The 22,407-nt window shown below is 60.1% G+C and carries 16 protein-coding genes and 1 pseudogene; 10 read left to right on the forward strand and 7 right to left on the reverse strand.

Annotated features, from left to right (window positions below; genetic code table 11):
• Positions 1 to 383: 383 nt before the first annotated feature.
• Positions 384 to 653 carry a bacterioferritin-associated ferredoxin gene (locus KIP88_RS19890; RefSeq protein WP_214489648.1) on the forward strand — a complete coding sequence of 90 codons (270 nt, stop codon included), beginning with the start codon at positions 384 to 386 and terminating at the stop codon, positions 651 to 653.
• Between the two features lie 503 nt (positions 654 to 1,156).
• Here KIP88_RS19890 and KIP88_RS19895 read toward each other — a convergent pair.
• The 5 genes and pseudogenes from KIP88_RS19895 to KIP88_RS19910 all read right to left on the reverse strand — a co-directional run bounded on the left by KIP88_RS19895 (position 1,157) and on the right by KIP88_RS19910 (position 8,077).
• Positions 1,157 to 2,164 (reverse strand): bile acid:sodium symporter family protein, encoded by a 1,008-nt coding sequence (locus tag KIP88_RS19895; protein WP_249790889.1) that lies wholly within the window; start codon positions 2,162 to 2,164, stop codon positions 1,157 to 1,159.
• A 736-nt stretch (positions 2,165 to 2,900) separates the two neighbouring features.
• Positions 2,901 to 4,541 (reverse strand): Na+/H+ antiporter, encoded by a 1,641-nt coding sequence (locus KIP88_RS19900; RefSeq protein WP_214489650.1) that lies wholly within the window; start codon positions 4,539 to 4,541, stop codon positions 2,901 to 2,903.
• A 186-nt stretch (positions 4,542 to 4,727) separates the two neighbouring features.
• Positions 4,728 to 5,015 carry a hypothetical protein gene (locus tag KIP88_RS19905; RefSeq protein WP_214489651.1) on the reverse strand — a complete coding sequence of 96 codons (288 nt, stop codon included), beginning with the start codon at positions 5,013 to 5,015 and terminating at the stop codon, positions 4,728 to 4,730.
• Positions 5,016 to 6,063: 1,048 nt separating this feature from the next.
• Positions 6,064 to 6,223, reverse strand: a pseudogene (locus KIP88_RS46575) (haloacid dehalogenase); the annotation flags it as partial.
• 24 nt (positions 6,224 to 6,247) lie between these two features.
• Entirely contained in the window at positions 6,248 to 8,077 is a 1,830-nt protein-coding gene (locus KIP88_RS19910) for a tetratricopeptide repeat protein (protein WP_214489652.1), read from the reverse strand.
• Between the two features lie 1,111 nt (positions 8,078 to 9,188).
• Between KIP88_RS19910 and rpoH the strand changes: the two genes are divergently transcribed.
• Positions 9,189 to 10,112 (forward strand): RNA polymerase sigma factor RpoH, encoded by a 924-nt coding sequence (rpoH, locus tag KIP88_RS19915; RefSeq protein WP_214489813.1) that lies wholly within the window; start codon positions 9,189 to 9,191, stop codon positions 10,110 to 10,112.
• Positions 10,113 to 11,066: 954 nt separating this feature from the next.
• Here rpoH and KIP88_RS19920 read toward each other — a convergent pair.
• Positions 11,067 to 11,792 carry a hypothetical protein gene (locus KIP88_RS19920; RefSeq protein ID WP_214489653.1) on the reverse strand — a complete coding sequence of 242 codons (726 nt, stop codon included), beginning with the start codon at positions 11,790 to 11,792 and terminating at the stop codon, positions 11,067 to 11,069.
• Positions 11,793 to 12,074: 282 nt separating this feature from the next.
• On the opposite strand from KIP88_RS19920, the gene KIP88_RS19925 reads away from it, so the two are divergent.
• Both KIP88_RS19925 and KIP88_RS19930 read left to right on the forward strand, forming a co-directional pair.
• Complete coding sequence (locus KIP88_RS19925) at positions 12,075 to 13,253, forward strand: efflux RND transporter periplasmic adaptor subunit (RefSeq protein WP_214489654.1); 1,179 nt, start codon at positions 12,075 to 12,077, stop codon at positions 13,251 to 13,253.
• A complete protein-coding gene (locus tag KIP88_RS19930; RefSeq protein WP_214489655.1) occupies positions 13,250 to 16,363 on the forward strand; it encodes an efflux RND transporter permease subunit in 3,114 nt (1,037 codons plus the stop codon). Before KIP88_RS19925 ends, KIP88_RS19930 begins: the two co-directional genes overlap by 4 nt.
• 74 nt (positions 16,364 to 16,437) lie before the next feature.
• Here KIP88_RS19930 and KIP88_RS48200 read toward each other — a convergent pair whose 3' ends face one another.
• Complete coding sequence (locus KIP88_RS48200; protein WP_308163617.1) at positions 16,438 to 16,776, reverse strand: hypothetical protein; 339 nt, start codon at positions 16,774 to 16,776, stop codon at positions 16,438 to 16,440.
• Here KIP88_RS48200 and KIP88_RS48205 point away from each other — a divergent pair.
• From KIP88_RS48205 to KIP88_RS19960, 6 genes are all read left to right on the forward strand, one after another.
• Positions 16,715 to 17,059 (forward strand): cupin domain-containing protein, encoded by a 345-nt coding sequence (locus tag KIP88_RS48205; protein WP_308163610.1) that lies wholly within the window; start codon positions 16,715 to 16,717, stop codon positions 17,057 to 17,059. The genes KIP88_RS48200 and KIP88_RS48205 overlap by 62 nt on opposite strands.
• Positions 17,060 to 17,452: 393 nt before the next feature.
• Positions 17,453 to 17,872, forward strand: coding sequence for a cupin domain-containing protein (locus tag KIP88_RS19940; RefSeq protein WP_214489656.1), 420 nt, complete (start codon positions 17,453 to 17,455; stop codon positions 17,870 to 17,872).
• 95 nt (positions 17,873 to 17,967) lie between these two features.
• The gene (locus tag KIP88_RS19945) at positions 17,968 to 18,639 is read left to right on the forward strand and encodes a 2Fe-2S iron-sulfur cluster-binding protein (RefSeq protein ID WP_214489657.1); all 672 of its coding nucleotides are present in this window, start codon (positions 17,968 to 17,970) and stop codon (positions 18,637 to 18,639) included.
• Positions 18,636 to 19,616, forward strand: coding sequence for a xanthine dehydrogenase family protein subunit M (locus KIP88_RS19950; protein ID WP_214489658.1), 981 nt, complete (start codon positions 18,636 to 18,638; stop codon positions 19,614 to 19,616). Before KIP88_RS19945 ends, KIP88_RS19950 begins: the two co-directional genes overlap by 4 nt.
• Before the next feature lie 13 nt (positions 19,617 to 19,629).
• Complete coding sequence (locus tag KIP88_RS19955) at positions 19,630 to 21,831, forward strand: xanthine dehydrogenase family protein molybdopterin-binding subunit (protein WP_214489659.1); 2,202 nt, start codon at positions 19,630 to 19,632, stop codon at positions 21,829 to 21,831.
• On the forward strand, positions 21,759 to 22,370 hold the full coding sequence (locus tag KIP88_RS19960) for a cytochrome family protein (RefSeq protein WP_308163597.1): 612 nt from the start codon (positions 21,759 to 21,761) through the stop codon (positions 22,368 to 22,370). The genes KIP88_RS19955 and KIP88_RS19960 overlap by 73 nt, the downstream gene beginning before the upstream one ends.
• The last annotated feature ends 37 nt before the right edge of the window (positions 22,371 to 22,407 follow it).

Consider the following 22,407-nt stretch of genomic DNA (forward strand, 5'->3'; position numbering starts at 1 on the left):
GACGGAGTCGATTTCCGTCTGCGAATCAGAGGCCTGGTTGGAACGCTTTAGTAAACTCGGACGAGCATCTCACACGGCAGGTTTATCATGCACAATCACGATTTGGTTTCCGATGGATTCCTCACGCTGACAGCCGCCAGCCTTGTGCTGCTGGGCTCGAGCTTGCTGGCTTTCGCGTTCAACTGAGGGACGTTCTCGCCTATCGCAACGATTGCCGACGGACTCGATTGCGCATCCCCGTGAATGCACCACTCGTGTTCCTTTTGTCTCGCTGCCGCCCGTACGATCGTAACGCCACCTTTCGCAGATTTCGATCAACTTGCGAAACTTCTCAATGACGCAAGCGACGTCCGGGAAGCATCACAGACCGGGCCCGCCTCCAAATGATCGTTTGTTCCTGCAACGTCCTCAGCGACCACGACGTCCGCAATGCCATGAACGGCAGCGGGTCCTTGCCACGAAATGCCAGGCAGCTCTATGGCTGCCTTGGTTGCAGCGCCGATTGCGGTCGTTGCGCGCGCACTATCAACACCATCATCGAAGAGGCACTCAGTCCCTGCGTCAAGGCGTGCCGTGCCAGCTGCCCGCAGAGCCAGGAGGCGGCCTCACGCACAAAGACGCGCGCGTTGGCCCGGGCATTACGCGAGAGCTAGGCAAGGTAGGCGACGGGGACGGTTCCGCGATCGCTGCAATCCCTGTCAGAAATTCTCGTCACTCTGATCGCCCATCGATCATTTTCGGTCTTCCGGCTAGCGGACATTCTCGGGATCAGTCGGCAAGTATCAACGGCGCCATGTGTGGACTGCTCCGGGTTGGCAAGAACCTTCTTTACGTCGCAGGCTCTTTCGGTGCAACCATGTGTTCGGTTTGCAGGTGCGGTTCACATGACCACTGGCCATAATGCTCCCCGCGGATCAGGTTCCGGTTAAAAGCGCGCATTCGATGATGCGACCGCACAAGTGGGTTGTCCCGATCGCCGGATCGACCGGCTCTGCATTACGCACGGTCGGCCTCCCGACCTTCACATCACGCCGGTTCCGGCGCGATCTCGTTACGCCGCAAGGGCGACGGGTTGCTTGCATCGCTCGCCTTCAGCCATGCACTACCGCCTGAAAATCGAAGCCGCGGTGAACCCGCAGCAAAGGCGGGAGCTTCGTCAGTGCGGCAAAAGGGATTTCGCATCCGCTGAAGCCCGGGATGGAAAGCGCTCCGCGCGACGGCCCCACCGCTTAGCCAGCGCCGCGCAGACCATCAGCTGGATCTGATGGAAGATCATGAGGGGAAGGATGGCCGCGCCCACGGCGTGCGAAGCGAAGATCACCTTGGCTATGATGATACCCTGAGACAAGCTCTTCTTCGAGCCGCAGAAGACGATGGTTACCCGGTCGGCATGCTCGAAGCCCAGCCATTTGCTGACCAGCGCGGTGGTGATCAGCGCGGCCGCCAGGAGGACGCCGTCTGCGACTAGCAGCCCGGCCAGCGCCGAAGGCGGAACCTGGCGCCACAGGCCTTCGCCTAACGCCTCGCTAAAGGCTGAATAGACGATGAGCAGGATCGAGCCTTGGTCAACCCCGCTAACGATGCTCTCGTTGCGCTGGATCCATCCGCCAATCAACGGCCGTAGAAGCTGCCCGCAGACGAAGGGCACGAGCAGCTGCAGCACGATTTCGCCGACGGTTCGCCAGCCCGAACCCATTCCGACATGGCTCGAGAGCACGAGGCTTACCACCAGCGGCGTGACGAAGATGCCGGTGATGCTCGAGGCCGAGGCGCTGCAGACCGCCGCCGGGACGTTGCCCTTCGCCATGGCCGTGAAGGCGATTGAGGATTGGACCGTGGACGGCAGGGTGCAGAGAAATAGGATACCGGCATAGAGCGTGGGCGTCACGAGTGGAGACAGGAGCGGTTTGAACGCCAGGCCGAACAGCGGAAACACGACAAATGTAATCAATAGCACCAGGACGTGTAGCCGCCAGTGACTTGCCGCCGCGATCACGGCTTCACGCGACAGCTCTGCCCCATGCAGGAAAAACAGCAGGGCGATGGCGACGTTGGTGAGATCATCTACGGTCGCCGCCGCCGCGCCGCGGCACGGCAGGAGGCTCGCTGCGACGAGCGTCCCGATCAGCGACAGGGTGAAGTTGTCAGACTTGGGGCGGGACATGCTAGTAATCTGATTCATTCAGGCGATTCCCAAAACTTGCTCCAGCCTGTCTGGCCGTGAAATCGGACCTCCTTCACTCGGCCTTCGAGCAGCGACCGGAAACCGGCTAGCTCGTCCTGGAAGGCTTATCAAGCCGAACGCCCGCTCCGGGTCAGACTCGAATGCCTGACCGCAAAGCGCGCTTCACCTCGGGACACCAACCTTAGCTCATGCCCGGCCACCCGAGTTCGAGGTCTTTCGCGGCACTGGAAACATACCCCAGTGAGAACAGCTGATCCATTCGTCGTTATCGATCGCGAACGCAGACCGTGATGCGATTACCGTCAACTTCATGGTTGTCTCCTTTGTTGTGCGAACATTTTTCAGATAGGAGACGCCCAAACCGTCACCATTAAAATCTTGTTTAGGCGTGGCAGGAACGATGCAAGCACGTTCAGCAGCCGCGTCGCGCGAAAGGGCCAATGTCCGTGTTGGTCATTAGCGAAAGCCTATGCCGCTCTGAACGGTGTCCGCGGTACCCAACAAACAGATCCTTCGCGCGGCCCTTCCGCAAATTGCCGTGCCGCGCAATTTGCCACGCGTCGACATCGATGGGACGCCTTCACACTACGGCCGCGCTTGTGCCGTCCGCCTCGCACCAATTCGAGGATGCGCCTGGAAGGAATTGCTCGCGGCCACTCACAAGAAGGATAAGTATTGGAAGCGCAGAAGGCAAAAGCGATGCAAATTGCGCGCTTCACCGCGTTGCGAAGCGCGACTCCAGTAGATCAAGCTCTCTGACCAACTTGCGAGAGGTCTCATCGGAGAGGCGGCGGGCGCGAGCAATACGGTAGATTTCGGTTCGTTCGGCACGAAGCCCGGTCAGACGCAGCCTCCGCTCGATCTCATCGATCTTTCGCGCCAGGGATGCTTCTTTGCCGCTCGTAGAGCGACCATTGATCCGCTGGCGATAAAGCTCCATGATACGTACCCCAGCATCGGTATATAGATCGGCGTCGCTGCGGCCTTCCCCCATGTGATGCTGCGCCTGCTCAATCGCCCGAATCGCCGCCTCCGCCGCGGCGATGCGTGCCAGATCCTCTTCTTCCTGTTGCGACGGCTCAGGTGGCAATTTGAGCCCTTTGAGGAGAAACGGGAGGCTGAAACTTGCCGCGACCAGCGACACAATGATCACGCCAGCAGCGAGAAAGATTGCAAGGTCGCGCGCCGGAAACGCGGACCCATCGTTCATGGTCAGAGGCAGCGTTAGCACGCCGGCGAGCGTTATGGTCCCTCGAACGCCGGCGAGCGATGTCGCCGCGATGAGACGCCAGCTTGGTACGTATGAGTTTTGGCCCTTCAGCGCTGTCCGAAACAACGTGAAGCGCAATGACGTCCAGACCCATATGAATCTCAACACGGCAAGGGCGAGATTGATGGCAACCACATACACAACGAGCCAGATCGCTTCGTGTTGTCCGGCCTCATGCACCACCTGCGCTGCACCGATGACGAACTGCGGAAGCTGCTCTCCAAGCAATACGAAGATGATGCCGCTGGCGGTAAACTGAACCAGGTCCCAAACCGCGCTGCGCCGAACTCGGGTGATGGGAAGCGCCTGGCCGCTCTGCTCGACGTAGCTCATGGTGATGCCAGCCGCGACGGCGGCGAGAATGCCGGAGCAATGCAGATGCTCGGACAAAAGGTAGGCACCAAACGGGATCAACAGGCTGATCAGGATCTGCGAGCCGGTCTCCTCGCCGAAATGCCGCGATACCCAGTTCTTCGCGGCGGACGCAATCCAGGTGACGCCTACACCTATGGCAACGCCGCCGATCGCAAGCCAAAGGAACGTGCCGACCGCGTCGAGGAGCGAGAACGTCCCCGTTAGTGCTGCGGCAATGGCGAAGCGCATGCACACGAGGCCCGAGGCATCATTGAGCAGCGACTCACCGTCAAGAATGTGCATCAATCGCTTGGGAATTGGCACGCGGGCAGCGATCGCGGAAACCGCGGTAGAATCGGTGGGTGAGACAATCGCGGCAAGCGCGAAGGCGACAGCCAGCGGCATCGCCGGGATCATCCAGTTGATGAAAGACCCGACACCAACGACCGTGAACACGACGAGGCCGAGCGCCAGCTCCAGGATTGTCGCTTTGTCGCGCAACAATCCCTCCTTCGGAATGCGCCAGCCATCCAAGAAGAGCAGAGGCGGCAGGAACAGAAGGAAGAAAATATCCGGCCTCAATTTGACGCCGAAATTCGCGACCGAGGCAATGAATGCGCCGAGCGCTATCTGCACGAGCGGCGGCGGCAAAGCCACTGGAGACATGCATGCGAGCGTGCCGCTGACCACGACGGCGAGCAGGAGAAACAAGGCAACAGCAATCGTCTCCACGGTCTACTCGCGATGATCGATGTGGTCAGAAGTTTGGCGCGTCGATTTCTCTTTTGCCCCTTGCGCTGAGAACCAAGCAAGTCGGACGAAACGGGCCGGGCTCGATCGCCGGCGCTTGGCCCCTGCCCGGCTCATTTTGACGGGACGAAGCACCGTGTGCCGTCCTCATCGAGACAGCCTACATAACTAAACGGTACGGTCTCGTTTCGGATTTGCCGTCGATAGCTTTTGTATTTCGGGCTTAGGCGCAGCAACAACGGGGCGGGCCAGCTCTCGCGAAAACGGCGTCACGTTGACCCGTGATGAGACGACTTCCGAATCCGGGCTCGGTCCAGCCTGGATCATGCCATCTCGGCGCAGCCAGAACTCCGAAAACGGAGAGGCGTCCGCACGCTCAAGTAAGGCCCGGAGCTTTGGATGCAGGCCCTCGCCACGCGATGCTGCAAAAACGCTGAACTGATGGAACAAGGTCATTACCGGGGCTCCTGCGCTACTTCCGCAATTGATCAACGCCCGCCCGCCGTAGGCACACCCCTACAGCTGTGGCTCTCGGCTCCAGCGGGCACTGAGCGATCCTGTTTGGGGAGCTCTGGCACTTACCGGAATGAATTCGGGGGTTGCACAAGGCAGACAAGTGCAACACCTGAGAGATAGGGAAGAGATAGAGGCTCGGGCGCGCTTGACGAGTAAATACGAATTTATTCTGCCGTCTGATTTGCCAGAACTCGCGTGTCGCGCGATCGTCTCACATGCTTGCTCGATACCAAAGATCGCACCGCCGGACGGTTGCCCCATCGCATTCGCCGGCGCCAAGAACGAATCCAGACCGATATCGCCCTGGATTGGCGAACAAGACGCCAACGAACCTGTCGGGTCCTGGGAGGCAATTTCTAGCCCCGACTTGATCTATTCCCATCTGCGGCTCAGCGATGATGAAGCACTCAGTGAACATAAAACTTTTTTTAATCCATTTCCCAACGTCAGCTCTCATCTGTCTGATGACACCGAAGTTGGAGGCCATGATGACAATCGCTCAGGCAATCTTACTTATGTCCACGACTGCGCTGTCTGCGCTTGCCTTTTCAGTATCCGCAGAAACTGCCGGGCCCATTGTTCCCCGCGGGCACTACTGTTTGGCATATAACCTGGGCGGCACTGATTGCAGCTTACGAGCTACAAACAGTGTCTGGAAACTACCGTGGCGTATGAAGCGCAGTGTTACGGCAAGACCGCTCGCGATGACGGAAATGATCGAACCCGTATCCTCCGTTGGTAACGGTCTTGAGGTAGCCAGTCAGGCGCCGTTCGAAACGACGCCGGCAAGGTCGTTGGCGGAAAGCAAACGTACGCGCCTGCGCTAAGCGCGAAGCGTTCGGCGCGCCTGGATCATTGTGCTTCCATGACTTCATGCCAAGGTACAAGGACCACGCGACGGCGCTGATTGCGGAACCGCAACTCGGCGGCCTGACGATGTGCTTGGTCGACGATCGGATCGTCAGTTCTCCGCTCCCTGGCCCACCCTCACGGCGCGCAATCCCTCCAAGTATCGCATTGGATGCGGCTTCCCATGCGAAAAGTTCGTCGCCGATTACAACGGTCTTAAGCCGATGCGTGATACCGAGTCCGGAGAGCAGCATTTCAGCATACAGACGAGAAGCGTTCGAAACTGCGATCATAGGGATATTCGTCTGATTTACGCGCAAGTTTTAGAGATTGGAAATCTGCAAAAGCCTGCGGTCGCCTATCCAGGTTCTGGCAAGGTCAGCCTCGGCCTTGCGCGCCGCGGCGATGTTGCCGCGTGACTTATGCAGTTCCGCCAGCCCGTAGTACGACCAGCCGTTGGATGGCGCTCGACTGAGCGCACGCTGGAACTGTCGCTCGGCCTCATCGTAGCGGCCAGCCTGCAGCAGGGCAGCGGCAAGAGACTGCCTAATCGGATAGTACCAGTATGGTGGCTCGGTGTAGGGCAGCGCGTCCTGTAACGCAGCCGCCCGCTCGAACCGCACGACTGCGGTGCGGTTGTCGCCTTTGGCCTGGGCCACGCGCGCCAGGATCAGTGTGCGCGCGATGCGGAGCACCTCCTGTGCCGGGACGCTTGAATCCTTCAGCAATTTGAAGTCCGCGGTGCGCTCAAGGGTCTCGATTGCATTGGCGGCCGCCGCCGAGCTCGCGAAGTTACGGCGCGCCGCCAGTGCTACGCCGCGCATGTAGAGCCACATCGCCTTGACATAAGGGATGGCGTCGCCGGGATCGGGCAATGCCAGGATGGTCTCGGGCGTGCTGAACTGCGCGTGCGCGAAATAAGGCGCCGCCTTGACTGGCTGTCTACCACGGGCAACCTCGTCGGGAATGAGATCGCGCAGCTTCTCGGCGGCGGCGATCACGGTCTGGCCGTCGCCAGCCATCTGCGCCGACGCCATCACGAAGTGCACGTTATGCGGGTAATAGCCGAGCCGATAGACCCCCATCGGCGCGTTGGTGTCGGCCAAGTATTTTTCATCGACCTTGACCGCAGCCTTGTTGTCTTCCAGCGCGTCGAGATAGCGGCCGACCCGATAGTAGATGTGGCTCGGCATGTGCACGAGATGGCCGGCACCGGGGATCGCACCGCGTAGTCGGTCGGCATAGGGTTCGGCGCGCTTGGGCCGGTCCGACGCCTCGACGGCATGGATGTAGAAGTGAATTGCACCGGGATGATTCGGATTGCGAGCCAGCACGCGCTCCAATGTCGGCACGATCGGCACGCTCTGCGGCTTGGGTTCGCGGCCGCCCGGCTTCCAGTAGTCCCAGGGGCTGAGATCCATGACCGCCTCGGCATAGAGCGTAGCGATTTCGTCGTCATCGGGAAACTGCGTCGCCACCTTCGCCATTTCTGCCGCGTAGGCTGCATCAAACGTTGTGCGGGCGGCCTTCGGATCGCTGCCGTAGCGTGCCGCGAGAGCGCCGATTACCGCCTGCTCGCGTGGGCTGGATTTGCCGGCAAGCGCCTTGGCCTTCTGCGCGGCAGCGTAGGCGGGCGCGACCGCGTCCTCCGGCATCGGAAGATTGATATTGGGACCGAGCACCAGCGCCTCGCCCCAGAAGCACATAGCGCAGTCGGGATCGAGCTTCTGCGCCATGCGGAACGCGCGCTGCGCCTCGTCGTGATTGAACGCATAAGCGAGACGCAGGCCCTGATCGAAATAAGCCTGTGCGCGCTCGTTCGCGGTCGTGATTTTGTAAGTGATGGAGCCGAGGCCGGCCCACAGCGGCGGCTCGGTTTCCGCAAATGCTGGCGCGGAGCTGGCTGCGCTCATCTCGGCGCGTGGCACTTCTGTCTGCGTCAGGCGAAGCGTCATGTTCGGCGAGCCAGTTGCAGCCGGCGTGCTGCAAACCGAAAACTCCGCGCCGACGAATGGCGGCGATACGTCCATGGCGACTGCGCCACCCGCGAGGGTGATGATGTTTCCGGACAGCAACGTCACCAGTGCAGAGCCGCCGAGTGCCGCAGCTCCCGCGGAAGCCAGTAGCCTTTTCGATCGCGTGAATGTCGCCATGTCGTCCTCCTAATCGGCCAGAGAAAAAATCTGCCGAATCTGAGATCCAACGGGTCGCACTGAGTCGGGATCCAAAGAAGACCCCCGAACGTGAATTTTGAGACTTTTCCTGCCTTTCTGCAAGACCATTGCAATGCTTGTACGCAGCCGACACTTAAGCGTCGGCGACAGGCTCCACGGGTGCCACGTGGGGCCGCCGGTGCTGTTCAATCTGCTTTGGTCGTTAGCAGACATCGGGCTCGTCCGCCTGATGTCCTCCTTCTCCCCAATTGATCGACTCCTGTACCGGGAGACGTGCCAGCCCATATCGCCGCGCCACGCCAAAGCTTAGCGGTAACCGCAGCAGCTTGCGAAGATGCCGCCCACCGACACGACAACGTTGCCAACACATCCTCCGGGTCAAACGGGCGGTAGCCAACACGTAATCGTCCGTGAGCGCTAGATTACAGGAACCATGGGTCCATAATACCCCAGTGACCCCACACATCGCGGTTCCTGTACCCGCTGGGTCCATGCAAACCGTAGCCGCCGCCACCGAAGCCCTCGCTAATGCGATTGCCGCGAACACCATCACCCTTGCCAATATAGCGCGCGCCAGGCGTGATACTCGCATTGGCTTCCGCCGCGCGGTGCCGCGCGGCTGATGGCTCTCGCGAGCCATCGCGGGAGTTACGAGCAGGACTGCAGCGGACAGTGCAGCCGACAGAAGTTCAGGCTTAGCCATCCAATTTCGCCAATTGATATGAACCGATGTTTTTGCAGCGGAACGTTTGGGCTGCCGTCGTTATTGACCGCACGGGCCTACCCCTCGCATCAGAGTCAAAACTACCTGATTGCAAACGCAGGGCGCTCCTTCTTCAGCAAGCCAGCGCCCGAACTCATGCCTCGCCAGGCGGATTCGAAGGGACGAGCAAATCGTCTCCACTAAAACTTTTTTTAGGCGTGGCGAAAACGTGCACGCTCGTTCGGCGACGTTTCCCGATTGAATTCGAATTTAGCGCCCCTAAACGCCAATTTAATGGCTCCGCCAGGGCCTGTGCATATCATTTGGTGGTCCGCTCGAGCTTCGAACGGCAGACAGTATCCAGCTTTTCACGACGGAGCGATCGATATGAGCGTTGAAGGACAATTCGCAGGCCTCACGGTTGCAGCCAAGCGTGAACCAGGGTTCGCCAGAGATGGAAGCGGCAAGAACTATCTCTACACCATCCGGCGCTTCGAGATGCTCGAAAGGGACCAGGAATACAACCTCGCCAAACGTTGGCGCCAGAACGGCGACCGCAATGCCGCGAACCAGCTTGTGACAAGTCATCTTCGTCTCGCCGCCAAAATCGCCATGGGCTACCGCGGCTATGGCCTGCCCATCTCGGAGATCATCTCCGAGGGCAACGTCGGCCTGATGCAGGCATTGAACCGTTTTGAGCCCGAAAAAGGTTTTCGCTTTGCCACATATGCGATGTGGTGGATCAGGGCTTCAATACAGGATTACATTCTGCGCTCGTGGTCACTTGTGAAAATCGGAACCACCACCAATCAGAAGAAGCTCTTTTTCAAGCTGCGCACGGCAAAAAGCAAGATCGCGGCATACGAAAGCGGCGACCTACATCCCGATCAGGTAACCTCGATCGCGAAATGCCTCAATGTTACGGGCCAGGACGTTGTCGACATGAATCGACGCCTCGGCGGTGATGCCTCACTCAATGCACCAATTCATGAACAGGGCGAACCCACCGAATGGCAGGAACATCTGGTTGACCAGTCCCCCTCGCCGGAAGCTATCGTCGTCGAACAGGACGAGAAAGACCACCGACGCAGGGCGCTGGTCGCTGCAATCGCTCTACTGAACGACCGCGAGCGTCGTATCTTCGAGGCGCGCCATTTGACGGACGAAGCGCAGACGCTGGAGGACCTCGCGGTCAAATTCAACGTGTCGCGTGAACGCGTCAGGCAAATCGAGGCGCGTGCGTTCGAGAAGGTGCGAAAAGCGGCAAAGAACCACGCTGCACTAGCGCCGGCGGCGATGCAGGAGCCTTGAGGCGCCCGAACGGAGCTCGGATCTTGCAGATAGCGTTCACAGTTCGGGTTGTTGAGCCACAGATCAGAAAGCCTTCGCTTCACGCACAACGTTTCAGGTGACGTGAACCGCGTTACATCTAGCTGTACTCATGCGCTCGGCGGCGCCTTCTTAGCAGCCGGCGTATCATAATGCTCTCGATAATCGTCTTCCCTGCGAACCCAAGGATCATGACCACGGGCCTTCGTGGCGACCGAAGCTGTTGGGTACCTTTGCGAAAACTACAATCGGTGGTTATGGATTCCGGCTCGCGAGCTTCGCTTCGCCTGGACGACGAGGCGGCCTTTGCTAGCTCCCATTAAACTATTTATTGCATAATCGGATCTAATCGTTGGCGGTCTCAACCAATCGGCGCAACGTGGTTTTCGCGAACCTGAAGCAGAACTGGCGTCGACTTGTAGGAAGGTGTTCCGGATTTCGCGTCGTAATGATCGAGCGCAACCAGCACATTCGCCTCCGGATAATAGGCCGCGATTGAGCCCTGCGCGATATTGGACGCGACCTGTCAGGTTCGGCATAACACGCCCGTCCGCTTCCGATCCCCCACCCGGCTGCAGCTCCATCGTAGCCGCCCACGCCCGCGACATCGTCTTCGCTCATTGTGCTCTCCATAGTTGCGGCAATGTTTCGCTGAGGTGTTTCCCGACCCGATTATCTTCATCAGGCAAAGTCCATGGACATCGGCAGGAAGCGCCAACGGTTCAAGTAAAATTACTTTTAGTTGTCTGAGAACCGAAATGGCCGGGGTCAGCCCCTTCATCATTCGGTGAGGAGCAGATTCGGCTCACGGTCGAGGAGCCGTCTTGGGCGGCGATCGTATCAGAAAGAATAAACGCAAATTTAGTTGAACAGGTTTGATGGTCCGGCCAATTACGATTGAAGCGTTTAGAGCCGACCAAAACGACGATCCTGCGGTCATTCAATCATTCCTTTGGAGCGACTCCATGCTGCCCTTCTTCTTTCAACTCTGCCGCTGTCGATTCCGCCAATCGCGGTTGCTCGAATGGTCCGCGAGGCTGTCGTGATCGAAATCGCAGAAACTCGCTCCGAGTCGTCGATGCGCTCTGGCCTCGGCGCCGCCGGATTCACACGGAGAATACGGTTAAGATTCTCGTTGAGTCTTGCGATGCTTCCGGCGCTCCTGACTTCCACCGGGGCCATCGCGCAAGTTGGTGCAATGGTGACGACGCCGACCCTTGGTGCGACGTCGCCGCTTGGGGTGAGCCCAGGTACGTCAGTCGGACCGACCGGAATCCCGCTCGGCTCCACTGAGATCACTTCTCCAGGACTCAGTCCCGCACCCACCGGCGTAACGGGCACAATCACCATTCCGAGTACAGCTAGCGGTACGGCATGTTCGACTGTGGGGACGTCGCCATCGTCAATGTTCGGGTCCACCGCGAGTTTCGATGGCGGCGGAATGGGGATGGGAACAGGATCACCCGCCACCGCAACAACGGCCGGCAGCGCAGCGATGACCGGCAGCCCGACAATGTCGGGAGCGTCAACTTCGTCGGGGATATCGAGCTCGTCAAGCATCCTGGGCACGTCGGGAGTTTCGGCAACTTCAGGAACGATGGAAACGGCGGGAATGTCGGGAATGTGCGGCTCGGGCTCAAGCAGCGTGGTTTCATCATCCACTCCAACCTCGACGGCGCCCACTGCGCCCGGCGGTGTCGCTCGAACCGGAATTCCGTTGGGCTCGACGGAGATTAGCAATCTTGGGGTCAGTGCCACACCAGCGGTGCCGACCCTAACCGTAGCGCCCACCGTGGGACCGAGTGCAGTGCTGCCGACAATCCCCACGGTTGCCCCTCCGCCCGCTGCTTCATCCACGGCAACAAACCTGTTCCCGTGTCTGACCCCAGGGACGTCGGCCACTGGCTGCTAGATAAGATCTTTCATCCTCGAGCGAGAACGACCATGAACAAGAAAGTCGCCATGTCTGTCGCCGTTCTTACTGCGGTGCTTGCGGCCGGTGGTTTGTACTTGATGTACGCCCACCCCTTCGCGAAAGTCGCTGCAGCACCCGCTCCGCCCGCGGTGCCGATTGTCGCTGCGACGGTCGCCCAACATGACGTGCCTATCTATCTGACCGGTGTCGGCACCGTAATCGCGTATAACACCGACGTCGTGCGGGCCCAGATCCAGGGGCAGATCGTCAGCATCAACTTCACCGAAGGCCAGGCCGTGCATGCCGGCGACCTGCTGGCGCAGATCGATCCGCGACCCTACCAGGCCTTGATCGATCAATACACGGCTAATCTTGAGCGCGATCAGGCTCAGCTCATCAACGCTCAGGCCAATCTCTCCCGCTACACCACATTGGGTCAGAAGGGCTGGGCAACTCCGCAATTGCTCGAAACCCAGAAGGCGCAAGTGGGGCAACTGGTGGCGGCCGTCAAGGCCGATCAGGCACTGATCGATTCGGCGAAGGTCGAACTCAGCTACACGCGCCTGACCTCGCCGATCGATGGTGTGGTCGGGATTCGTCAGATCGACGTCGGCAACATCATCAGTCCGTCAACTGCGAACGGCCTCGTCGTCGTCACGCAGCTAGACCCGATTTCGCTGATCTTCACGCTTCCAGAGAAGGCGCTGCCGCAAATCCAGCAGCAACAGCAAGCGACCAAGAAGCCGCTTGCGGTCCTCGCCTACAGCCAGGATGATAGGGCGCTCCTCGATCAGGGAGTGCTCGGCCTCGTCAACAACGAGATCCTGCAGACCACCGGCTCGATCCAGCTCAAGGCCAATTTTGCCAACAAGTCGGGCAAGCTCTGGCCAGGCCAGCTCATCAATGCGCGGCTGCTCGTCGACACCCGGCACAACGGCCTGACCGTTCCCGCGGGCGTCGTGCAGGAAGGTTCGACCGGTCCCTACGCCTATGTGGTCAATCCGGACAACACCGTCGCAATCCGCCAACTCAAGGTCGCGCAAATCAGCGACGGCCAGGCACTGATCGATTCCGGCCTGGAGGCCAACGAGCAGGTCGTGGCCGACGGGCAATACAAGCTGCAGCCCGGCGTGCATGTGGTGACGCTGCACGGCAAGGCAGCGCAGGAAGAAGCCGCGCAGGACGCGCTACAGGCGCCGATCCCATGAACATTTCCGCGCCGTTTATCTATCGGCCGATCGCGACCGCGATGCTGATGGTCGCCTTGTTGGTGGGCGGCTTGGTCGCTTATCCTCTGTTGTCGGTCGCGTCACTGCCCAACGTCAATTATCCGACGCTTACCGTGACCGCACAGCTCCCTGGCGCCGATCCGCAGACTATGGCGTCCACGGTGGCCTCCCCGCTTGAGCTACAATTCGGGGAGATCCCGGGTCTCACCCAGATGACATCCGCCAGCGCGCTCGGTTACACCCAGATCACCCTGCAGTTCGACCTGAATCGGCAGATCGACGGCGCGGTCAGCGACACGCTCTCAGCCATCAATGCCGCGAACGCCTATTTGCCGGCCGGTTTGCCTTATCCGCCGCAGATCCGAAAGGTCAACCCGGCAGAGACGCCGATTCTTGTTCTTGGCATCACCTCCGACAGCCTGCCGCTGACGGTCGTCGACGCCTACGCGCAAAATATCCTGCTGCAGAAGATCTCGCAGGTATCCGGCGTCGGCCTCGTCGGCATCGGGGGCACGCAGCAGCCGACGGTCCGCATCCAGGTCGATCCGGAAGCGCTGGCGGCCCGCGGCATCAACCTCGAGGACGTCCGGACGGTGCTTGGGCAGGCGAATGTCGACCTTCCCAAGGGCACGCTCAACAGCCCGCGGCAGACCTTTACGCTCAATACCAACGATCAGTTGTTCAAGCCCGACCAGTATGCCGACCTCGTCATCGCCTATCGCAACGGGTCGCCGGTTCGCGTCCGCGATATCGGCCGCGCCATCAGCGCGGGTGAGAATGAGTTGATCGCCGGATGGTACAACAGTCAGCGGGCGATCATTTTGGCGATTCAGCGGCAACCCGGCGCCAACGTTATCGAAACCGTGGGGCGAATCAAGGCGATGATGCCCGTGCTTCAGGCCTCGATCCCGGCCGCCGTCAAGATAAATGTCATATCCGATCGCACCCAGACCATCCGCGCATCAGTCGCCGACGTGCAGTTCACGTTGCTGCTGACAGTTGCGCTCGTCGTCATGGTCATCTTCATATTCCTGCGCAATCTCTGGGCAACCATCATCCCTGCCGTCACCGTGCCGCTGTCGCTGGTCGGCACGTTCGCGATCCTCTACGAGATGGGCTACAGCCTGGACAATCTCTCGCTGATGGCCTTGTCGATCGCGGTCGGATTCGTGGTCGATGATGCCGTCGTCGAGATCGAGAACATCACGCGGCACATCGAAGATGGCATGTCGCCGTATGACGCGGCACTCAAGGGCTCCGGCGAGATCGGCTTTACCGTCATGGCGATTACGTTTTCGCTGATCGCCGTGTTCATTCCGCTGTTCCTGATGAGCGGCTATGTCGGATTGCTGTTCCGCGAATTCGCAGTGACCGTGAGCGTGGCGCTCGTTCTCTCGCTGATCATCTCGCGCACACTCACGCCGATGATGTGCGCCTACCTGCTCAAGCCGGAGAGCCAGCAACACGGATGGCTGTACCGGATGTCCGAGCGCGGTTTCGACGGCCTGCTCTATGCCTATGAGACGGGCCTCAAAGTCGTGCTGCGGCACCGCTTCATCACGCTGATGGTGATGTTCGGCACGGTCGCGCTGACCGGTTATCTCTACGTCATCATTCCCAAGGGCTTCTTTCCCCAGCAGGATACCGGATTGATCATCGGCCAGTCCGAGGCGGCGCAGGATATTTCCTTCCAGGCGATGAAGGAGCGCCAGCAAGCCTTGCTCGACGGCATCATGAAGGATCCGGCTGTCGCCACCGTCGGTTCGGCTGTCGGCGCCGGTGGGGGTAGCTACACGCTCAACGATGGCCGTGTCTTCATTCAGCTCAAGCCCGCCAACGAGCGCGAGTCGATCGAGAAGGTGATGGCCAGGCTGCGGACCAATCTGGCCAAGATCCAGGGCATCTCGCTCTACATGCAGGCAGCCCAGGACATCACGGTCGGGGCACGGCTCAACAAGACCCAGTTCCAGTACACGCTGAACGATGCCGACCCCGGCGAGCTCAGCCACTGGTCTGCTCTGTTCCTCGACAAGTTCAAGGCAATTCCGGGCATCACTGACGTAACTACCGATCAGCTCAGTTCCGGGCCGTTGCTCGACATCACGATCAAGCGCGAGGTCGCCTCGAGCTACGGCATCCTGCCGTACACGATCGACAACACGCTCGACGACGCCTTTGGCCAGCGCATCGTTTCGACAATGTATACCACGCTTCAGCAATACCACGTCATTCTGGAGGTGAATCCCAAATTCCAGTACGGCCCAGAGGCGCTCAACGGCATTTACGTCAAATCGTCAAGCGGGCAACAGGTGCCGTTGTCGACGCTGATCGACTCGGTGGTGAAGGTCGCCCCGCTCGTGGTCAACCACACCGGACAATTTCCGTCGGTGACGATCTCGTTCAATCTCGCGCCGGGCACCGCGATCGGACAAGCCGTCAGCGCCATTAACGCGGCTGAAAAGGACCTGCATCCGCCGCTCTCGGTGCAGACCAGTTTCCAGGGCAATGCGCAGGCATTTGGAGCATCGTTGTCGAGCACGCCGATTCTCATCCTCGCCGCGCTCTTCGTCATCTATATCATTCTCAGCGTGCTCTACGAAAGCGTGATCCACCCAATCACCATTATCTCCACCCTGCCCTCGGCCGGCGTCGGTGCGCTGCTGTTGCTGATGGCGGCTCACTACGACCTCAGCGTGATTGCGATCGTCGGGATCATTCTGCTGATCGGCATCGTCAAGAAAAACGGCATCATGCTGGTGGATTTCGCCTTGCAGGCCGAACAGAACGAAGGCCTGTCAACCGAGGAGGCAATCTATCAGGCCTGCATCAAGCGCTTCCGCCCCATTCTGATGACCACGATGGCGGCGCTGCTCGGCGCCGTGCCGATGATGATCGGCACCGGAGTCGGCTCGGAGATCCGCCAACCGCTCGGCTACGCCATTGTCGGCGGTCTGGCCCTGTCACAGATTCTCACGCTCTATACGACGCCGGTTGTCTATATCTATCTCGATCGGCTGCAAACCCGGCTGTTCGGGGAAAAGAGGAAGCAAGTTGCTTCCGGCGAAACAGCACCTGCGCCCGCCGAATGATCGAAGATCACAGCCGTGCCAATGCCGCCAGTATTGGCTGGGCAGCGCCTGAGTCAAAATACGCGCGGGTGAGCCTAAATCTTTATATAATGGCGCAGAAAAAGCCCGCGACTATCTCCACCATTCTCTTCGTTCTGCCACAGAGGTGAACAATCGATGTTTTCGAGGCGTGACATGTTGGCGGCGACCGCCGTCGGTGGGGCGACGACGGCAGCGACAATGACCACGGCGAATGCCGCGCCGGTGAAGAGTGATATCACCTTCGGCAATCCAAACGATCCTCCGCAGGGTGCAATCAACGCGAAGAATCCACGATCGGGAGCCCCGGCGCGCGAGACGAAGGGCGGTTCGGTGCGCATCGCCGACAGCAACTTCACCGTTTCCACAACGGTCGCCGCCGCACTGGTCACCATGCGTCCAGGACGCCTGCGGGAGATGCACTGGCGCTCCAACGCCGACGAATGGCAGTACTGGATCAAGGGCAAAGGCCAAATGACACCGGCCCGAACGCCGTCACCATGGATCTCAACGCGGGCGACGTCGGCTAGGTCAAGAAGAACCGCGGACATTATATCAAGAACACTGGCGATACCGATTTGCAGTTTCTCGAAGTGTTCAGAGCTCCCTATTTCGCAGATGTCTCCCTTTCCGACTGGATTTCCCTCACGCCGCCATCGATGGTTGCCCAGCACCTGAACGTGACCGAGGCTACCATCGCAAAATTTCCCAAGAACAAGCCGGAAGTCATGCCGGAGTGACCGGACCACGGGTGCATGTGGCCGAAAGCAACATGCTGCCCCCTCCAACTTGGGCCGGCCGATTGCCCTGATATCCGCTTCGCCGGCCAGGTGTCTAGCATTCGGCCGGCGGTTCTCGATATTGGCGCGCTTTCTTCGATCGGCGGAAGAAACTCACCGCGAGCACACCCGGACGAGAACTGGGAGGATGCGCGCAGTCGATCATGTCACGATCGGTGTCAACCACCGAGCAGCCCAGACCGTGACCTCAGTTCGACGCGGATATCTAAACTCCAATTTAGTGGTTATCTGATTGGCCGCTGCTTAACTTTTCACGGTTACCCATTCAAACATGATCCGGGACGCCATGAGTTCTCCTTCTGAAATTCACATCGTCAGCCCCGCCCAATTCGATCCGGGAACAGCGCAGACGCCAGGCTCAGAACGTCGCGCCGCTATCGCGCCGACGCTTGGCATCGCGTCCGCAATCTGGGGCGGCCTGTTCGAGGTCAAACCAGGATCCCGGACGGGGGTTCATCATCACGGAGAGCAGGAGACGATCGCCTACGTCCTCTCCGGCATCTGCGAAATCCGCTGGGGCGCGACAGGAAAATCGGTCGCGCGTGCAAAGGCCGGCGATTTCATTCATGTACCCGCCTTCCTGCCGCACATGGAAATCAATCCTTCGAAAGAGGAGCCGTTTCGATGGGTCGTCGTACGCAGCACCGCGACACCCATTGTGATCAACCTACCGGACGACACCTGGCCGTAAGCCGGATGTCTTCTCGCGGGCGGCCGGAAGACATCAGGCCGTAAGCCTGATGCCTTTCAGACAACCCTGATGGACTTGGCGAACATGGAGCAGTCATGAACGAGCGTGATTCCACTGCAGAACCCGGTACCCCAAATGCATTTGAAGTTACTCGCCGAACAGTAATCGAGACGGGAGCCACCGCGTTGCTGTTGACGACGCTGCCACATGCTGTTCTTGCCGATCCGATCGACGGCAACGAACCTTTATCCTCTCCCGTGAAGGTCGAACTTCAGATCAACGGCCAACTACATTCGCTGACCCTGGATCCCCGCACGACATTGCTGGACGCTTTGCGTGAACACCTCGCGCTGACGGGCTCGAAAAAGGGCTGCGATCACGGCCAATGCGGCGCGTGCACTGTGCTGATCGAAGGACGCCGCATCAACTCCTGCCTGACGCTAGCGGTGATGCACGACGGCCAATCGGTCAACACGATCGAGGGGCTCGCCCAAGGCGCGAATTTGCATCCAATGCAAACGGCCTTCGTCGAGCATGACGGCTTCCAGTGCGGCTACTGCACATCCGGCCAGATCTGCTCGGCCATCGGAATGCTGGCAGAAAGCCAGCAGGGCATGCCGAGCTACGTGACCGAGGACCTGACGAAGTCGGCCCCCGAACTCACCGATGCGGAAATCCGCGAGAGAATGAGCGGCAACATCTGTCGCTGCGCAGCCTACCCCAACATCGTGGAGGCCATCAAACAAGCCGCGGGAATGCCAACATGAAAGCCTTTACTTACCAACGCGCCGACTCGACGGCGCAAGCGGCCGCCGCTGCCGTCAAGCCTGGTGCGAAAATCATCGCTGGCGGCACCAATTTGCTCGACCTGATGAAATTGCAGGTCGAGACACCTTCGAATCTGGTCGATATCAACCGCCTGCCGCTCGACAAGATCGAAGAGACTCCCGATGGCGGCTTGCGTATCGGCACGCTGGTTCGCAACAGCGATCTCGCCGCCGACCCACATGTGCGGCAGCGTTACGGCGTGCTAAGCCGCGCGCTGCTGGCTGGCGCCAGTGCGCAATTGCGCAATAAGGCCACGACTGGCGGCAATCTGCTGCAGCGAACCCGCTGCTATTACTTCTATGACGTCACAAAACCCTGCAACAAGCGCAGTCCCGGCTCCGGCTGTGCGGCGCTCGCTGGCTTTAACCGCATTCATGCCGTCCTGGGCACCAGCGAGCACTGCATCGCGACGCATCCGTCAGATATGGCGGTAGCGATGCAGGCGCTCGACGCCAAGGTGGAGACGGTCAATCGCCAGGGTGAAACCAAAGTGATTCCGATCGCGGAATTTTATCGTCTTCCCGGCAACACCCCCGAGATCGAGACGTCACTCAAATCAGGCGAAATCATCACCGCTGTGACGCTGCCTCCACCGCCTCCGGGTGTGCAGCTTTACCGCAAGGTCCGCGATCGCGCTTCCTACGCGTTTGCACTGGTTTCAGTCGCCGCGATTGTCGATACGGCGCATGGTCGCATCCGTTCGGCCCGGCTCGCCTTCGGCGGTCTGGCACATAGGCCGTGGCGTGTAGCACAAGCAGAGCAAGGATTGGCCAACACGCCTGCGAACACTGCCACCTTTAATGCTGCCGCAGATGCGGTACTCGAAGGCGCCCGCGGCTACGTCGGGAATGATTTCAAGATCCCGCTGACACGGCGCACCCTGCACAGCGTGCTGGCAGAGATTACCCGGACCTGAGGGAGGCGATCTCATGGAAATGAACTCACCCATCGGCCCTAATGCACTCGACGCACAGCGCATTGTCGGCAAGCCCCTCGACCGCGTGGACGGCCGATTGAAGGTTACGGGCAGCGCGCGCTACGCCTATGAGATGCAGCAGGAGAACACGCTGTACGGCTTTGTCGTCGAAGCCTCGATCGGAAAGGGAAGGATCGTATCGATCGATACGCGTGCTGCCGAGAAGGCGCCAGGCGTGGAGCTGGTTCTCACCCATCGCAACGCGCCCGCGCAGGGCACCGGCAATCACCGTGATGCGCACCCGGTGCTCACGGGCCCACAAGTGACCCGTTACGGCCAGCCGGTCGCCTTCGTGGTTGCCGAAAGTTTTGAGCAGGCCCGGGCGGCGGCTTACCTGGTAGACGTGAAGTACGACCGATCGAACGGGAAATACGCGCTGCATAGCAATCTCGACAAGGCGCGCGTTCCAAACCCAAGCGATGCGCCGGCAGCCGACAGCGCGGTGGGCGATTTCGCACGCGCATTCGCCAGCGCCCCGGTGCAACTCGACGTGACCTATACCACCCCGTTGCAAAGTCACGCGATGATGGAACCGCATGCCACGCTCGCGATGTGGGACGGCGACAACTTGATCCTGCATACTGCAAATCAGATGCTCAACCAGGGTCAACAAGTCATCGCGACAACCCTGAAAATTCCCGTCGAGAATATACGTCTGATCAGCCCGTTCATCGGCGGCGGATTCGGCGGCAAACTCTGGGTCAATGCCGATGCGATCCTGGCGGCGATCGCTGCGCGGCAGCTCAAGCGGCCTGTGAAAATCGCGCTGACGCGGCAGCAGATTTTTCACGTCACGACGCACCGCTCCGACACGATCCAGCGGCTGCGCCTGGGCACCGATAGCGAGGGCCGCATCCTCGCGATCGGCCACGACGTATTCTCCGGCAATCTGCCCAGCGAGCAAACTTACGAGGGCGCGGCGCTGCAGACCCGCACCCTCTACGCCGGGCCTAATCGGCTGACGCAGCATCGCCAGGTTCCCCTGGATATTCCGGTCGCGTCGTCGATGCGGGCACCCGGCGAGGCTGTCGGGCTGATGGCGCTTGAATGCGCGATGGATGAACTTGCCGAGAAATTGAATCTCGATCCGATCGAGCTGCGAGTGCGCAACGAGCCGAGCGAGGATCCGGAAAAGCATATTCCCTATTCCAGCCGTCATTTGATCCCCTGCATGCAGGAAGGTGCGCGCCGCTTTGGATGGGACAAGCGCAATCCGAAACCGGGTCAGGTGCGTGACGGACGTTGGCTCGTGGGAATTGGCATGGCTGCGGCGACACGCGGCAACCCGCTGCTGCTTTCCAAGGCTAATGTCCGGCTGGATCCTGACGGTACCTGCATCGTGCGAATGGCGATGACCGACATAGGAACCGGCACTTATACCATCCTGGCGCAGATCGCAGCGGAGATGCTCGGCCTGCCGATGGAACGCGTTAAGGTCGAACTCGGCGACACCATCTTTCCGCAGGCGGCGGGTTCGGGCGGCTCATGGGGCGCGGGCAGCTCGGGCTCGGCCCTGTTCGAGGCATGCAATGCGCTGCGCGAAAAGCTGGCACGGACCGCCGGCATGGACCCGGCAACCGCAAGGTTCGCCAACGGTAGTATCGCATCCGGCGACCAGTCCAGAAAGCTGACGGACCTTGTGGGCGTCGGGATGGACGCCGACGGTGAAATCCGGCCCGGCCGCAACAACAAGGATTTTTCGCAGCAATCCTACGGCGCGCATTTCGCGGAAGTCGGCGTCGACGAGGATACCGGTGAGGTGCGTGTGCGGCGCATGCTGGGCGTATTCACGGCCGGCCGTGTCCTGAACGCAAAAACGGCGCGCTCCCAAGCGATCGGGGGAATGGTTTTCGGCGTCGGTGCCGCGCTGCATGAAGAGATGACGCTCGATCCGCGCTTCGGGTATTTCGTCAACCACGATCTCGCCGAATATCATGTTCCGGTGCATGCCGACATTCCAGACATCGACGCCGTCTTTCTTGCCGAACTGGACGACCAATCCAACCCGCTCAAGAGTAAGGGCATCGGCGAACTCGGAATCTGCGGCGCCGGCGCATCGATTGCCAATGCGATCTACAACGCGTGTGGCGCACGGATTCGGGATTACCCGATCACGCTCGACAAGCTGCTTTCCAGGCTGCCAGTGCGCACATGATCGGGCGAGAAGAAACAGGCATCCAGCGCCGCCCGTTCATGGTTGTGGCGATCGCAATTACTGCAGCCGCCATCCTGGCGATCTGTCTTGCGGCCTCGCGCGGCGTTGCCGCTGGGCCAGAAGCGACGCCCTCACCTCATGCTACCGAATATCTGCCGAGCGTCAGCGACCTGATGATTGCGACAATTCAACCACGGCATGAGCGCCTCTGGCAGGCAGAGCAGGACGGAAATTGGGAATTTGCGGCCTACGAGCTTGGAAACCTGCGCGGCGCCTTCGGTCGACTCGGGCGCGCCCATCCCAGTGAACACGACATCTCCTTTCCGGACATGATCACCTCCGTTACGGAGCAACCGTTCAAGGAACTCAACAGCGCGATCCAATCCAAAGACGGCACCGCATTCGCCAAGGCCTATGCCGATCTGACCGCCGCATGCAATTCATGTCATCAGGCTCTCAACCACAGCGTGGTCGAAGTCCGCGTACCGAACCGGACGTCTACGTCAGACCTAAACGCCAACAGCCCAACCCGGAATTGACGCTGGGCATATCGGCGACTCCCACCGCCAGATCCGC

Origin of the sequence: Bradyrhizobium sp. SRL28 (genome assembly GCF_018596315.1) — a bacterium.
Lineage (GTDB): Bacteria > Pseudomonadota > Alphaproteobacteria > Rhizobiales > Xanthobacteraceae > Bradyrhizobium.

Coding starts and splice junctions, on each gene's coding strand:
- KIP88_RS19890 (WP_214489648.1), top strand. CDS start 384: ATGATCGTTTGTTCCTGCAACGTCCTCAGCGACCACGACGTCCGCAAT.
- KIP88_RS19895 (WP_249790889.1), bottom strand. CDS start 2,164: ATGTCCCGCCCCAAGTCTGACAACTTCACCCTGTCGCTGATCGGGACG.
- KIP88_RS19905 (WP_214489651.1), bottom strand. CDS start 5,015: ATGACCTTGTTCCATCAGTTCAGCGTTTTTGCAGCATCGCGTGGCGAG.
- KIP88_RS19910 (WP_214489652.1), bottom strand. CDS start 8,077: ATGGCGACATTCACGCGATCGAAAAGGCTACTGGCTTCCGCGGGAGCT.
- rpoH (WP_214489813.1), top strand. CDS start 9,189: ATGAGCGTTGAAGGACAATTCGCAGGCCTCACGGTTGCAGCCAAGCGT.
- KIP88_RS19925 (WP_214489654.1), top strand. CDS start 12,075: ATGAACAAGAAAGTCGCCATGTCTGTCGCCGTTCTTACTGCGGTGCTT.
- KIP88_RS19930 (WP_214489655.1), top strand. CDS start 13,250: ATGAACATTTCCGCGCCGTTTATCTATCGGCCGATCGCGACCGCGATG.
- KIP88_RS48200 (WP_308163617.1), bottom strand. CDS start 16,776: ATGGTGACCAGTGCGGCGGCGACCGTTGTGGAAACGGTGAAGTTGCTG.
- KIP88_RS19940 (WP_214489656.1), top strand. CDS start 17,453: ATGATCCGGGACGCCATGAGTTCTCCTTCTGAAATTCACATCGTCAGC.
- KIP88_RS19945 (WP_214489657.1), top strand. CDS start 17,968: ATGAACGAGCGTGATTCCACTGCAGAACCCGGTACCCCAAATGCATTT.
- KIP88_RS19950 (WP_214489658.1), top strand. CDS start 18,636: ATGAAAGCCTTTACTTACCAACGCGCCGACTCGACGGCGCAAGCGGCC.
- KIP88_RS19955 (WP_214489659.1), top strand. CDS start 19,630: ATGGAAATGAACTCACCCATCGGCCCTAATGCACTCGACGCACAGCGC.